The sequence below is a fragment of the Bradyrhizobium sp. TM233 genome, from assembly GCF_036247965.1.
Lineage (GTDB): Bacteria > Pseudomonadota > Alphaproteobacteria > Rhizobiales > Xanthobacteraceae > Bradyrhizobium > Bradyrhizobium ottawaense.
Genome location: NZ_BTIG01000008.1, coordinates 80,632 through 94,388, shown reverse-complemented (window position 1 = coordinate 94,388; position 13,757 = coordinate 80,632). Strand labels below are relative to the sequence as shown.

The 13,757-nt window shown below is 64.5% G+C and carries 11 protein-coding genes and 1 tRNA gene; 2 read left to right on the top strand and 10 right to left on the bottom strand.

Annotated features, from left to right (window positions below):
- Positions 1–12: 12 nt before the first annotated feature.
- Positions 13–2,433, top strand: a complete 2,421-nt coding sequence (locus AABA86_RS18510; RefSeq protein WP_338308183.1) for a lytic transglycosylase domain-containing protein — start codon at positions 13–15, stop codon at positions 2,431–2,433.
- Positions 2,434–3,043: 610 nt separating this feature from the next.
- On the opposite strand, the gene AABA86_RS18505 is transcribed toward AABA86_RS18510, so the two are convergent.
- The gene (locus AABA86_RS18505; RefSeq protein WP_212244988.1) at positions 3,044–4,615 is read right to left on the bottom strand and encodes a porin; all 1,572 of its coding nucleotides are present in this window, start codon (positions 4,613–4,615) and stop codon (positions 3,044–3,046) included.
- An 823-nt stretch (positions 4,616–5,438) separates the two neighbouring features.
- Between AABA86_RS18505 and AABA86_RS18500 the strand changes: the two genes are divergently transcribed.
- A tRNA-Ser gene (locus AABA86_RS18500) sits at positions 5,439–5,531 on the top strand.
- A 453-nt stretch (positions 5,532–5,984) separates the two neighbouring features.
- Here AABA86_RS18500 and AABA86_RS18495 read toward each other — a convergent pair.
- The 9 genes from AABA86_RS18495 to AABA86_RS18455 form a co-directional block, all read right to left on the bottom strand.
- Entirely contained in the window at positions 5,985–6,251 is a 267-nt protein-coding gene (locus tag AABA86_RS18495; RefSeq protein WP_018321086.1) for a hypothetical protein, read from the bottom strand.
- Between the two features lie 1,016 nt (positions 6,252–7,267).
- Complete coding sequence (locus AABA86_RS18490) at positions 7,268–7,663, bottom strand: hypothetical protein (RefSeq protein ID WP_338307823.1); 396 nt, start codon at positions 7,661–7,663, stop codon at positions 7,268–7,270.
- 108 nt (positions 7,664–7,771) lie between these two features.
- Positions 7,772–9,250, bottom strand: a complete 1,479-nt coding sequence (gene gatB, locus AABA86_RS18485; RefSeq protein WP_338307822.1) for an Asp-tRNA(Asn)/Glu-tRNA(Gln) amidotransferase subunit GatB — start codon at positions 9,248–9,250, stop codon at positions 7,772–7,774.
- Positions 9,247–9,549 carry a hypothetical protein gene (locus tag AABA86_RS18480; RefSeq protein WP_338307821.1) on the bottom strand — a complete coding sequence of 101 codons (303 nt, stop codon included), beginning with the start codon at positions 9,547–9,549 and terminating at the stop codon, positions 9,247–9,249. The genes gatB and AABA86_RS18480 overlap by 4 nt, the downstream gene beginning before the upstream one ends.
- On the bottom strand, positions 9,540–11,015 hold the full coding sequence (gatA, locus tag AABA86_RS18475; protein WP_338307820.1) for an Asp-tRNA(Asn)/Glu-tRNA(Gln) amidotransferase subunit GatA: 1,476 nt from the start codon (positions 11,013–11,015) through the stop codon (positions 9,540–9,542). Before gatA ends, AABA86_RS18480 begins: the two co-directional genes overlap by 10 nt.
- Entirely contained in the window at positions 11,012–11,224 is a 213-nt protein-coding gene (locus AABA86_RS18470) for a hypothetical protein (RefSeq protein ID WP_212245013.1), read from the bottom strand. Before AABA86_RS18470 ends, gatA begins: the two co-directional genes overlap by 4 nt.
- An 83-nt stretch (positions 11,225–11,307) precedes the next feature.
- Entirely contained in the window at positions 11,308–11,595 is a 288-nt protein-coding gene (gatC, locus tag AABA86_RS18465) for an Asp-tRNA(Asn)/Glu-tRNA(Gln) amidotransferase subunit GatC (protein WP_128265297.1), read from the bottom strand.
- Positions 11,596–11,671: 76 nt separating this feature from the next.
- Positions 11,672–12,748 carry an NAD(P)H-dependent flavin oxidoreductase gene (locus tag AABA86_RS18460; protein WP_338307819.1) on the bottom strand — a complete coding sequence of 359 codons (1,077 nt, stop codon included), beginning with the start codon at positions 12,746–12,748 and terminating at the stop codon, positions 11,672–11,674.
- 17 nt (positions 12,749–12,765) lie between these two features.
- Entirely contained in the window at positions 12,766–13,743 is a 978-nt protein-coding gene (locus tag AABA86_RS18455; RefSeq protein ID WP_212245024.1) for an NAD(P)H-dependent flavin oxidoreductase, read from the bottom strand.
- Between the last annotated feature and the right edge of the window lie 14 nt (positions 13,744–13,757).

Below are 13,757 nucleotides of genomic sequence, written 5' to 3'. Positions count from 1 at the left end.
ATCATGTGCCTGATGGCGGGGCTGTCGGTCGGCTGCACCGCCCTGGCCAAGTCCAATGAGACACCTGCGGAGGCCGGCAAGGGCGCCGCGAAGCCTGCCGCCAAGGACACCGCGAAGGGCTCGTCCAAGGGAACCGGCAAGGAAACTTCGAAAGACGCGGCCAAAGGAGCAAGCCAGGGAGCAAGCAAGGGCGCCGCTGGCGCTCCGGCCAAGGACGCCGCGAAGAAACCGGCCAAGGAGATGGGCAAGGACGGCGGCAAGAGCGCCGGAAAAGAGCCCGCGAAGGACAAGCCCAAGCCTGCAGCAACGCCTGCCGCAAAGCCTGCCGCAGCGGCACCTGCGCCGAAATCGCCTCCGGCCGCCAGCGGTTCGCCGCCGAAAACCGCACCTGCGCCGGCCGCGACGGCCACCGTCAGACCTTCCGCCCCCGCCGCCAGGCCGGCCGCAGCGCCCGTGCTGGCTCCGGCGACCCGCCAGCATGCCGCGCCGCGCAAGCCGGTCATCCCGGCCGCGGTCGCTGCGACGTCCTCGACGCCTCAGGGTGACAAGGACGCCCTGGAGAACGTCATCGAGCTCGTGCGCAAGCGCAAGGCGGGTGACGCCAGCAACGTCGCAGCGGGCATCTCGGATCCGGTCGCGCGAAAACTCGCGGAATGGATCATCCTGCGCAGCGAGGACAATGGCGCGACCGTGGAGCGCTACCGCGCCTTCCTTTCCGCCAATCCGAGCTGGCCGTCGCAGACCTTCCTGCGCCGGCGCCTCGAGGCCGCGATGTGGGACGACAGGCGCGACGACTCCGTCGCGTGGTCGTGGTTCGAGAACGAATCTCCTGTGTCCGCCAAGGGCCGCTTCACGCTCGCCAAGACGATGCTGGCCCGCGGCGACCGCGCCAATGCCGAACGGCTGGTGCGCGAGGCCTGGCGCAGCGATCCGATGTCCGAGGACACCGAGAACAACGCGCTCGATCAGTTCGGCGCCCTGCTGACGCCGGGCGACCAGAAGGCGCGGATGGACACCCTGCTCTACGGCAGCGAGAACGAGGCCGCGCTGCGCGCCGCAAAGCGCCTGGGCGCCGGTTATGTCGCACTCGCCAAGGCCCGCATCGCCGCCGTCAAGAAGGCGCCGAATGCGCGCGCGCTGCTCGACGCCGTGCCCCGCGAGCTGCACAACGATCCCGGCTTCACATTCAGCAAGATCCAGCTGCTGCGCCGCGAGGAGAAGTTCGCCGAGGCTGCCCAGCTCATGTTGTCGGCGCCGAAGGATCCGAACCGGCTCCACAATCTCGACGAATGGTGGATCGAGCGGCGTCTTTTGGCGCGCAAGATGATCGACACCGAGGAATTCCGCAGCGCCTATCTGATCGCGCGCGACGCCGCACTGCCCTCGCGCGACATCTACAAGACCGAGCAGGAATTCACGGCCGGGTGGATCGCGCTGCGCTTTCTCAACGACCCCGCGGCCGCCACCCAGCATTTCGCCCGCATCGGCGTCGGCAGCGTCAATCCGACCGCGCTGGCGCGGGCCGGCTATTGGCAGGGCCGCGCCGCGGAAGCGGCGGGGCGCCAGCAGGAGGCCCGCAACGCCTATGCCCGCGCGGCCGAACAATCGACCAGCTATTACGGCCAGCTCGCCCGGGCCAAGCTCGGCCTGCCGCAGATCGAGCTCAACAGCCAGCCGCGCGGCCGCGGCGCCGAACGGCTGGAGATCGTGCGCGCCGCGCAACTGCTCTACGAGCTCGACGAGCGCGAGATGGCGATCCCGCTGCTGGCCGACATGGGCGAGAACGGCGATCCCGAAGCGCTCGCCGGCCTCGGCGAGCTGACCCAGCGCTACAACGATGCGCGCGGCATGCTGCTGCTCGGCAAGGCCGCGCTCAATCGCGGCCTTCCGTTCGACTTCTATGCCTACCCCGTCAACGGCATCCCGCAGTTCACCCCGATCGGTCCCGACGTCGAGCGCAGCATCGTCTATGCGATCGCGCGGCAGGAGAGCGCATTCAATCCGTCCGTGGTCTCGCCGGCGCAGGCCTACGGCCTGATGCAGGTGACGCCCGATGCCGCGCGCTATGTCTGCAAGCGCCACGGCGCGACTTACGATCTGGGGCGGCTGAAGAACGATTCGGTCTACAACGCCACGCTCGGCTCGGCCGAGCTCGGCGGACTGCTCGAGGATTATCGCGGCTCCTACATCATGACCTTTGCCGCCTACAATGCCGGCCGCGGCAGCGTGAAGAAGTGGGTCGAGCGCTACGGCGATCCGCGCGACCCCAAGGTCGACGCGGTCGACTGGGTCGAGCTGATTCCGTTCTCCGAGACGCGCAACTACGTGCAGCGGATCATGGAGAACCTGCAAGTCTACCGTGCCCGCTTCGGCGGCGGCACGCGGCTGCAGATCGAAGCCGATCTGCGCCGCGGCGCCGGCAGCGTGGAATAGCGATCCACGCTCGCGCGTGGAAGCGCGCCCTCCTCCGATCACCAGACATTCCGGGATTGAATGCGACGCTCAACGCGCGCTCTGGCAGTATTGCCCGGGGATCTGAATCTGCCGTCCCAAGCAACAAGAAAAGGGGAAAGCCATGAAGACGTTGGCCATGTCCGCTCTTGCTCTTGTCTCCCTGTCGATCGTGCCGTCGAGCGCCGCCCCCATTAAAGTCGCAGCCCAAACAAGCAACGGTCCAGGCAACGCTCCATGGGCCGGATGCTCCCTGTCCGGTGCCGCAGTCCAGAACTGCAGAAACGTTCTTGGCTTCAAGTCCTTCTTCGAGTGCCAAAGCAACAGGATGGAGCGGGGCTGGACCAGCGTCGAGAGCTCCTATTACTGCCGGGCCCTGGACCTGAAGTAAGGGACAGCTGCGGCTCAGAACGCGAGAGGCCGCCTTCGATTGGCGGCCTCTTTCGCATCAGGAGCCGGCACCGGGGCGGTCTTGGCGACCATTGCTCGGCGACCACCCCTCGCCCGCTGACAACCGACAAGAAGCGATCGCCCAAAAAAAGAACCCCGGCGGTTTCCCGCCGGGGCTCTCTGTCAGGTCGTTAGACCGAACTTACCAGTTGCGCTGAGCGCGGAGGAGCAGGGTGATGGTGTCCTGATCCTTCAGCTCGTACACGGCGGCCGGCTTGGCCGTCGTGCCGGAACCGGCGTAACCAACCGTGCCAGAGTACTTCTGGTCGAGATGGGTCCAGTTCAGGTCAGCCGAGAACGTGAGGTTCTTGACCGGGGTCCAGCGGGTGATGATACCGACCTGGCCGATGGCGAAGTCAGGATTACAACCCGTGACACCGGCGAGACCGCCGAACACGCCGCCTGCACCGCCAGCGCCGCAAAGCGTGGTCTTGGCGAGCGAGCCGAACTGCGCCTGAGCGTAGGCACCGTACAGCGCGGTGTTCCAGTAGGGATCCCAGTTGTGGGTGTAGGCACCACGGAAGCCCCAGGTCTTGACGGTTTCCTGCGACGAGCCGGTCACGAACACGGTGTCCGGAGCGATGGCGAAGCCGACGCTCTGGTAGGCAACGCCCGAGCTGCCGAACATCGAGTAGCTGCCGCCCGCGAGGTTCTGGAAGTTGTAGCGGGACGCGCCGTCGGTGTAGACGCCCGAAATGTTGATCACGTCACCCGCACCAGTCGGGATGTTCTTGATCGACAGAGCGAGCTGAACAGCCCAACCCCACTTGTCGTCGGGGTGGCCAGTCGGCTCGGTGGCGCCGTAGTAGGCAACGTGGTTGTCATGCGCAGCGACCGACGCCTGGAACAGACCCCAAGCCTGGTCGACACGAACCATACCGACGAGGTTCGGCGAACGCGAACCGCCGATGGCGTTCGAGCCATACGAACCGCCGATCATGCCAGTCGCCGAAGCGCCGGTCATGTTGAGGTTGCCGGCCTGGTAGTAAGCCGTCGCGTCTTCCGCCGAGAACGACGCCGTCACGCCCTGACCGAAGTCAGCGGTGTAGGTGAACTGGTTGACACCAGTGACCGTGCCGGAACCGCCGACGAGGCTGTCGAAGTTGTTGCCGGGATAGTTGGTCCAGGGCGCGTCGAACTGCGACACGGCCTTACCCATGGTGAAGCCGGCGAACTGGATGAAGGCGTAGTACACGCCGAGCGAACCGCCCGAGGTGTTGCCGTCGGTGCCGTTGATCGACGAACCAACGAGCGCCGGGGTCGCGCCGGAGGTGTTGAGAGCCAGCGTGCCGCTGTAGGCGGTCGCGCCGGTCGCGCTGCCGGTGCCGGCGTAGTTGCCGGTGGTCCAGGAGAACACGCCGTCGAAGAAGGTACGGACGACGCCGTACTCGGTCGCGGTGCGCGTGTCGATGTTGAGATCTTCACGAGCGCGCATGGTGTAGTAGTTCGTCAGACGGTTGCGCGCGCCGTTGTTCGACGTGAGCTGGCCGCTGAAGTCCGAGTTGGTGTTCAGCGCGACTTCAGCGCGCAGATAACCACCCAGCTTGATGCAGGTGTCGGTGCCCGGGATGTAGTAGAAGCCCGCGCCGTACAGCGAGCAGATCTTCACGTATTCGACCGCCTTGGCCTTCACGGGCAGATCGGCTGCTTGAGCTCCGCCCACGGCGATCAGACCCGCCGCTGAGCCGAGCAAAAGGCTCTTAACCAACTTCATGTTAAACCTCCAAGTTGCTCTTCAGGGAAGGTCACTGACCGGACGGCCAATTCCCCAACCCCCTCTAAATCACCGCTCCGGGCTCCTTCGCGTCTTCGGACACACCCGCATGAACGCGAGGGACTTAAGCGAAATGACCTAAACGGGACGACCTCGGGATGCCCCCCTCCGTCGCTCAGTCACAATTACCGAACGTCCTTGCACACACAACAAGAGAACGCTTCGAAACGGGCCCATGAAGCTTGTTTTCCGACGGGTGTTGCACAAATAACACGCAGATGTGATCGGACCGCCCTCGCAATACATTGTTTATATTGACGTTTTCGAGACGGTTCCTTTCGCCATCAAAGTTCCCCACTTAAGGCAGAGCAGGCGAGATCTCGGCCTCGAGAGGCTTTGACGCGCTCGAATCGTAGAATCGGAGGGAGACTCAAGGAGAAGGCATCGAGTTGCTCCGCGCCTCCGGGCCTGATGCAGGCAAGGCCTTCAGGGCCTTAAGGTGCGCGAGGAGCACTCTTTGTGAATAGCGGGGGTATTGGGCCGGCTGGCGAAGATGGCGCGATTCGAACTTTCGACAGGCCCGCTCCCCGCCCCATTGAATCGTCCAGTAAATTCAGTCTCTTACGCGAGCAAAGAGGTTTTCATCGGCGAAACCAGCCTTCGACATGTGCCAGACGTTCCAGCTCGGCGCCCATTCTCGCAACGTTACGGTCACGCCCCGAGGGCAAACTGCTTTGCTGCGAAAATCGCTGGGAATATTCGAGCGAAAACACACGCTTCCAAATTGACCGGCCCGAGTAATTAGATGCATAAGGCTCGCACCGGAGAGGTGGCCGAGTGGCTGAAGGCAACGCTTTGCTAAAGCGTCATACGGTCTCAAGCTGTATCGAGGGTTCGAATCCCTCCCTCTCCGCCACCCAGCGGCAGAATCAATCAAGGTCTGGGCGTCTTTTCACCTGAAAGCGCTCGTGGGGCCGCGAAAGCCTGGCGCAAGGTTCGGCGCGGCAAGCTCGGCTCGATTCGCATCACTCTCTATATGTGTCGGTATATGTGTCAGTCCGCGTCTAGCGATGGAACCGCCAAATCCGCCAATGCGAGGGCGAAATTAGCACCGCCTCGCCGGCCCAGACATTGTACCAGACGCCGGACCTGCGCCGGCACGGAAACGACCAGGGCAGAATTCCCGTCTTGTGCGGACGCCCGAGTTCCAGATCGCACTCATCGGGAGCGATCTGAATTGGCAGCCATCGTCCATTCGTGTCGAGGTCGCTCATGCCGCTCGGGTCTTATGTGGCGGCACGACGAAGAAACTTGATTCAGCGCAACCAGGCCCGCCCGTGCGAACACGGGTGTGGATGCGATGCTCGGTTCAGTGCGTGGAGACCCACGCCCTCGCCTCGCGCTGCGCGGCCGAGATCTCGGCATCCGACATCTGCCCGGCGACTTCCTGGCGCAGCGTCACGGCGTCCTTGCGGCCCTTCAGGGCGGCGAGGTTGAACCATTTGTGCGCGGCGACGAGATCGACGAGCCCGGAACGGCCGCTCGCCCAATAGATCCCACGTTCGAACAGCACGTCCGACAGCGCGGTCGCGTCGATCGGCGTTGCCGTCTCCAGATCGAAAGTACCCTGAAACATAACGCATCCCCTTTTTTCTTGTGCCTTGCTCCCCCGAGCGCGGCTCCCGTCCAACTCTGATGTGCATGCCCCTTGCCGGGATCCTGCACTGTTCAACTCATCCCCTAGTCTTCTTGCCTTACTCTTTTTACCCAACGCCGTTTGCCGGCTTGTTGGAGGCGATGATGGCGGGCAAATTTGAATGGCAGTTTAAGTATCGCGATGAAGCAGACGTAAACGCGAGCGCGCGGCGCCGGCGCACAGAATTCAAGAAGTCTCTGATTTGCAGGCACTTCCGCGATTCGTCAGATTTGGTTTACCCTGGGATTTTGGGACATCGATAACCATCGCGCGCGGTGGGGCGCCGCCGCCGCCCCGTCATTCCCCGCGCAGGCGGGGAATCCAGTACGCCGCAGCCCATCGATTCAACCACTGCCGTCTCGGCGTGCTGGATCGCCCGGTCGGAGCCGGGCGATGACACCGCGAATGGCGAAGCGTGGCGCAAACAGCGCAATCGGGCCTCAGCCCTTGCCTGCCCCAAGGCAGCACGACAAGCGCGGCGCGGACGCGCTGTGGTCAGATCAGCAATGTGGGGAAAAGGAATGCCGGCAATACCCCGGCCTCAGGAGAACGAGGGCGTCGGCGAACACGTCAGGACCAGATTCCACTTTGACCGCGAGGCCACTCGTGAAATTGCAGAACCGGAGAACCGGCCCCGCACCGAACGAAGAAAACTTGTTTCTTCTGCCGGACCGCGAAGAGAGCGATCCGACCGTTGACCTGATGTCTCGCCGACACCCTCTATCGTCGACCAGAACCTCTAGGAGGCGCTGATGACGTGCCGGCTCTCGAGGAGCCGGCAACTTCAGAAGCGAAGTTACTTCTTCTTGGCGACCTTGCGGGTCTTCTTCGCAGTCTTCTTCACTGCGCTCTTCGCCTTCTTCGCCTTCTTTGCCTTCTTAGCTTTCTTGGCCATGTTGCCCTCCGATGTGTGAGATGGCTTAATCGCTGCATGCATTCGGGGATCGAGTGCACACTCATCCCGAATACACCAACACAACGAAAAAAACAGCGTCTCGCTTAAAGAAGTGTTGACGGCGCAAGGCGCGTGCGCTTGGCGAGCGCGATGCAAGCACGCTGCATGACGTGTTTGCACGATCGCGCAGAGTGCCCGCATCGTCGATGTCCGCGACAGATGCGATTGCAAAAAACTCTATGCAGCAAGTATTTTCCTGCACGCGCGCATCGCGCACGATCGACCCGACGGTGCGCATCGTGACGGTCGAGATCACCTTGCAAAGGCGTTTCGCGGACTCTGAGTCGCGATTTTTGGCAACGAAAATATTTTCATGATTAATGACGCGAGCGCTCGTCGGAGCGTGTGCGAGCCGCCGTTTTACGCGAATCGCGTGACGGCGATTCGGCCGTCGCATCGCGTCTGGTCGGGATGAAGTTTACCGCCGAGGATGCGCGCGAGCGTCGCATCACGAACCGAAAGCGAGGTGACGAAGCGTGTCGTCACCTCGTCCGAACGCGTGACTTCAGACGCCGAGCTTGGACTTGAGCAGGTCGTTGACGCTCTGCGGGTTGGCCTTGCCGCCGGACGCCTTCATCACCTGACCGACGAACCAGCCGAGCGACTGCGGCTTGTCCTTGACCTGCGCGGCCTTGTCGGGATTGGCCGCGATGATGTCGTCGACAACCTTTTCGATGGCCGAAAGATCCGTGACCTGCTTCATGCCGCGGCTTTCCACCAGCGCGCGGGGATCGCCGCCCTCCTGCCAGACGATCTCGAACAGATCCTTGGCGATCTTGCCCGAGATCGTGCCCTCGCCGATCAGGTCGATGATCCCCGAGAGCTGCTCGGCGCTGACCGGAGAGCCCGTAATATCCCGGCCTTCCTTGTTGAGACGGCCGAACAGCTCGTTGATCACCCAATTCGCCGCCATCTTGCCGTCGCGCGCGCGGTTGCCGAGCTTGTCGAGCACGGTCTCATAGAACACCGCGCTCTCGCGCTCGGCGACCAGCACGCTCGCGTCATAGGCAGACAGGCCGAGATCGGCGACGAAGCGCGTCTTCTTCTGGTCAGGCAGCTCCGGCAGCTTCGCCCTCAGCTCGTCGACGAATTGCTGGCTGAACTCGAGCGGCAGCAGGTCGGGATCGGGGAAGTAGCGATAGTCGTGCGCCTCTTCCTTGGACCGCATCGAGCGCGTCTCGCCCTTGTTGGGATCGAACCGGCGCGTCTCCTGCTCGATCTGACCGCCGTCCTCCAGGATCTCGATCTGGCGCCGCGCTTCATACTCGATCGCCTGGCCGATGAAGGTGATCGAGTTCATGTTCTTGATTTCGCAGCGGGTGCCGAGCGGCGCGCCGGGCTTGCGCACGGACACATTGACGTCGGCGCGCAGGCTTCCCTTCTCCATGTCGCCGTCGCAGGTGCCGAGGTAGCGCATGATCGAGCGCAGCTTGGTCACATAGGCCTTGGCCTGCTCGGCGTCGCGGATGTCCGGTTTCGAGACAATCTCCATCAGCGCCACGCCACAGCGGTTGAAATCGATGTAGGACAGCGACGGCGACCGGTCGTGCAGCATTTTGCCCGGATCCTGCTCCAGATGCAGCCGCTCGATGCCGATGGAGACACTGCGGCCGCCGTCGAGATCGACGATCACCTCGCCCTCGCCCACCACCGGCGACTTGTACTGGCTGATCTGGTAGCCCTGCGGCAGGTCCGGATAGAAATAGTTCTTCCGGTCGAACACCGAGCGCAGGTTGATCTGCGCGTTGAGACCGAGCCCGGTCCGGACAGCCTGCCTGACGCATTCCTCGTTGATGACGGGCAGCATGCCCGGCATCGCGGCATCGACCAGCGAGACATGCGTGTTCGGCTCGCCGCCGAACGCGGTCGAGGCGCCCGAGAACAGCTTCGAGTTCGAGGTCACCTGGGCGTGGATCTCCATGCCGATGACAACCTCCCAGTCACCGGTGGCGCCCTTGAGAAGCTTGTGTGTGGCCGTGCTCATGTCGTGCTCCCGAGCAGCGTGGCAGCGATCCGCTCCCACTCCGCTTCCAATGAATCCTTAGCAGCGGGCTGGCTGGCCTGGCGGTACCAGTAGCCGGCGTTGCCGAGATCGCCTTCGACGCGGTGCAGGTAGGCATGCACCCAGGCCGCGTCGCGGCTGCTCTCGTCCTGGACGATCTTGTGCGCGCGGTCCCAATCGCCCTTGGCGGCCCACCAGGGTCCGGCGAGCGGCGCGCTCAGGTGTGGCGCGGGCGCCGCGCCGTCGAGGCTCGCGATGAACGCGGCGGCATTCACCACCACCTCGCGGGCGTGAAGCGGCCGGCCGCCTGCTCGATCACCTCGCCGAGCGAAAACAGCGTCTCCTCCTCGAACGGACGGCCGATCAATTGCAGGCCGAGCGGCAGTCCCTGCGCGTCCTTGCCGGCGGGCACCGCGATGCCGGGCAGGCCCGCCATGTTCACGGTCACCGTGAAGATGTCGTTGAGATACATCTCGACCGGATCGGCGCCGCCCTTCTCGCCGATGCCGAAGGCCGCCGACGGCGTCGCCGGCGTCAGGATTGCGTCGACGCCGCGCGCGAAGCAATCCTCGAAATCCTTCTTGATCAGCGTGCGCACCTTCTGGGCGCGCAAATAGTAGGCGTCGTAATAGCCGGCCGAGAGCACATAGGTGCCGATCATGACGCGGCGGCGGACCTCCGCACCAAAACCTTCGGCGCGGGTGTTCTCGTAGAGCTCGGTGATGTTCTTGGCCTGCTCGCGCAGGCCGTAGCGGACGCCGTCATAGCGCGCGAGGTTCGAGGACGCTTCCGCCGGCGCCACGATGTAATAGGCCGGCAGTGCGTATCTGGTGTGCGGCAGCGACACCTCGACCAGCTCGGCGCCGGCCGCCTTCAGCCACGCCGCGCCCTCGCTCCAGAGTTTTTCGATCTCGGCCGGCATGCCGTCGAGACGGTACTCCTTGGGGATGCCGATCTTCATGCCCTTCACGGACCTGCCGATCGCCGCCTCGTAATCGGGCACGGGAATGTCGACCGAGGTCGTGTCCTTCGGGTCGTGGCCGGCCATCGAGCGCAGCAGCATCGCAGCATCGCGCACGCTGCGCGCAATGGGACCTGCCTGGTCGAGCGAGGAGGCAAAGGCGACGATGCCCCAGCGCGAGCAGCGGCCATAGGTCGGCTTGATACCGACGGTCGCGGTGAACGCCGCCGGCTGGCGGATCGAACCGCCGGTGTCGGTCGCGGTCGCGCCCATGCAGAGCAGCGCCGCCACGGCCGAGGCCGAGCCGCCGGACGAGCCGCCCGGCACCAGCGTTGTGTTGCTTCCTTCGCGCCGCCAGGGATTGCCGACGGGGCCGAAGCACGAGGTCTCGTTGGCCGAGCCCATCGCGAACTCGTCATTGTTGAGCTTGCCGAGCATCACGGCACCGTCGCGCCAGAGCTGCGAGGTGATGGTGGACTCGTAGGTCGGCACGAAATTGCCGAGGATCTTCGAGCACGCCGTGGTGCGCACGCCCTTGGTCGCGAACAAATCCTTGATGCCGAGCGGGATGCCCGCGAGCGGGCCGCCCTCACCCTTGGCGATCTTCTCGTCCACGGCTTTCGCCATGTCGCGCGCCTGCTCCGGCGTCTCCATCACGAAGGCGTTGAGCACGCGCGCCGCCTCGATCGCGCTCAGATGCGCGTCGGTCAGCTCGAGGGACGTGAAAGTCTTGTCGGCGAGACCCTTGCGGGCCTCGGCGAGCGTCAACGATGTCAAATCGGTCATTTATTGATCGGGCTGCAGAAGAACGGAGACAGGGTCTTGTCGTTGGCCGGGTCGTCTTTTTTGGCGGCCGCATTCGCTGCGGCCTCGATCTCGTCGAGCACGGCATTGACGGCGACGTTGGGATCGGCAGCCTTGCCCTGCCGTTCCATCTTGTCGAGATAGTTCATGTAGGCCTGATAGGCCTTCTCATCGTCGCAAAGCATGCACATCGGGCGGCGTCCTGAGACTCTTTAGTTTGACGCGTTCTCTTTACGCGAACCGGCTTCCACTTCGCTCGAAAACGCTATGCAGGTTACTCGACGACCTTCGGCACAAGAAAGAAGTGTCCTTCGGTCGCGGGCGCGTTGGCAACGATATCGTCGGCGATCTCGCCGTCATCGACCACGTCCTGCCGCTTCTTCATCTGCATCGGGGTGACCGAGGTCATGGGCTCCACGCCCTCGACATTGACCTCCGAGAGTTGCTCGACAAAGGCGAGCATGGCGTTGAGCTCGCCTTGAAGATGCGGAACCTCGTCCTCGGAAACCGCAATGCGCGCCAGATGCGCGATGCGGCGGACGGTAGCGGCGTCGACGGACATTATATAAGGCCTCTCACGGCAAAACCTATGTGCCGTATAGCAGAGGCCGGTTTTGCGCCGCAACCGGGGCCAGCACTTAGCCGGCCAGCGCTTTCAGCCGGGCGAGCGCCGATTTGGCGAGATCCTGGGTCAATTCCGCGGCGGGGAGGTCCCGGCCCATGGCGATCGCCTGCCCCGCCCAGAGATTGGTGAAGTCCGCGCGGCCCTGCTTCTCCGCCGCCGCCTTCAACGGCACCAGCGCCGTTGCCGCATGGGGAAATGGCGGCGCATCCGGGCAGATTGGACCGGCTTCGCGCATCAGCCTGTTCTGGACGCCGCGGGCCGGCCGCCCGGTCATGACGTTGGTGATGACGGTGGAATCATCGCGTCCTTCGGCCAGTGCCGCGCGCCCCGCCGCGGTCACCTTGGATTCGGGACAGCGCAGGTAAGCGCTTCCGATCTGCACACCGGAGGCGCCCAGCGCGAAAGCCGCCGCGATGCCGCGCCCGTCCCCAATGCCGCCGGCAACGATGACCGGCACCTTCACGGCATCGACAATCTGCGGCACCAGCGCAAGATTGCCGGGCTGCTCGCTTATCTTCTCGGTCAGGAACATGCCGCGATGGCCGCCGGCCTCCGCACCTTGCGCGATCACCGCGTCGACACCGCGCTGGTCGAGCCAGACGGCTTCCTTCACGGTGGTCGCCGAGGCGATCACGAGACACCCGGCCGCCCTGATGCGGTCGAGGAAGGCCTGCTCCGGGAGGCCGAAATGAAAGCTCACGACCTCCGGCTTCAGCTCCTCCACGAGCGCGCAGGTCGCCGCATCGAACGGGGCCCGGTTGGCGGCATTGACCGGCGCCGCCGGATCGAGGCCATGTTCCCTGTAATAGCCCGCGAGGCGCTGCTTCCAGCGCGCCTCGGCCTCCGCCGTGAGCTCGACCGGCGTGTGGCAGAAGAAGTTCAGATTGACCGGCGCTGTGACGCCCTCGCGGATGATCTTGACCTGCTCGCGTATCTTGTCCGGCGACAGCATCGCGCACGGCAGCGACCCCAGCGCTCCGCCTTGCGCCGCGGCGATCACCAGCTCCGCATCCATCACACCGGCCATCGGCGCCAGCACGATCGGAAATTCGGTCTTGAAGAGGTCGATCAGTCGACGGTCAGGCCACATGGTTGTTCTCTCTGGGTTCAGGCGACTGACGCAATGGAGTTGCGCCGTCCGGCAAGGAGCTGCTCGGCTTCAATCGCAATCCGCTCGACGATCTCGGCTGCGGGCGGAATATCATGAATCAGACCGACCGCCTCGCCGGCAAAGACCGCGGCGACCTCGAAATCGCCCACAGCCTTCGCCGCAGCATACTCGACGGCGACCTCGCTCGCGCGCTGCATGAGCTCGATCTCGCGGCCGGTCCAGCGCCTGATGTGATCGTTGACCAGGGTTCGCGCGGTGAACGGGGCCGGCCAGAACAGGCTGCGCGACCAGTCGGCGATGACGCCGCGCACGGTGTCATTGCCGTCGGCTCTGCGAATACGCTCCTTGGCCCCCTCCGCCCCGTTGGCCTCCGCGCTCGCATAGAAACGGGTGCCGATCAGCACGCCGGCTGCGCCCAGCATCATCATTGCGGCGAGGCCCCGGCCGTCGGCGATCCCGCCGGCCGCGACGACCGGCACACGTCCGGCCGCAAGATCGACGATCGCCGGCACGATGTCGACGGTGGTGCGCGATGCGCCGTGGCCGCCCGCCTCCGTCCCCTGCGCAATCAGAATCTCCGCGCCGGCATCGAGCGCCTGCCTGGCCATGTCCTCGCTCTGCACCTGGCAGATCAGTCGCACGCCGCACGCCTTGATGCGCGGCGCGAATGGCGCGGGATCGCCGAACGACAGCATCACGGCCTGCGGACGAGCGTCGAGCGCAATGTCGAGAAGTTCGGGCTGTCTTGCCAGGCTCCAGGTGATGAAGCCTATGCCGAACGGCGCAAAGCCCTTCAGCTCTGCGGCCTCCGTCTGAAGTCGGACACGGTCACCGTATCCACCACCCAGGATGCCGAATCCGCCGGCCTCGCTGACGGCGCGCGTCAGCCGGCTGCCCGCGACTGTATCCATGGGAGCCGACAAGATCGGATGCCTGATCCCCAGCAACTCCGTCAGCGGCGTGGCAATCGGCATGAGTCCTCCCACTC

Excerpts from the sequence above, each read along its gene's own strand:
- AABA86_RS18495 (WP_018321086.1), bottom strand. The coding sequence starts at position 6,251 with ATGTTTCAGGGTACTTTCGATCTGGAGACGGCAACGCCGATCGACGCG.
- gatA (WP_338307820.1), bottom strand. The coding sequence starts at position 11,015 with ATGACCGATTTGACATCGTTGACGCTCGCCGAGGCCCGCAAGGGTCTC.
- gatC (WP_128265297.1), bottom strand. The coding sequence starts at position 11,595 with ATGTCCGTCGACGCCGCTACCGTCCGCCGCATCGCGCATCTGGCGCGC.
- AABA86_RS18460 (WP_338307819.1), bottom strand. The coding sequence starts at position 12,748 with ATGTGGCCTGACCGTCGACTGATCGACCTCTTCAAGACCGAATTTCCG.
- gatB (WP_338307822.1), bottom strand. The coding sequence starts at position 9,250 with ATGAGCACGGCCACACACAAGCTTCTCAAGGGCGCCACCGGTGACTGG.
- AABA86_RS18510 (WP_338308183.1), top strand. The coding sequence starts at position 13 with ATGGCGGGGCTGTCGGTCGGCTGCACCGCCCTGGCCAAGTCCAATGAG.
- AABA86_RS18455 (WP_212245024.1), bottom strand. The coding sequence starts at position 13,743 with ATGCCGATTGCCACGCCGCTGACGGAGTTGCTGGGGATCAGGCATCCG.
- AABA86_RS18470 (WP_212245013.1), bottom strand. The coding sequence starts at position 11,224 with ATGTGCATGCTTTGCGACGATGAGAAGGCCTATCAGGCCTACATGAAC.
- AABA86_RS18490 (WP_338307823.1), bottom strand. The coding sequence starts at position 7,663 with ATGCGACGGCCGAATCGCCGTCACGCGATTCGCGTAAAACGGCGGCTC.
- AABA86_RS18505 (WP_212244988.1), bottom strand. The coding sequence starts at position 4,615 with ATGAAGTTGGTTAAGAGCCTTTTGCTCGGCTCAGCGGCGGGTCTGATC.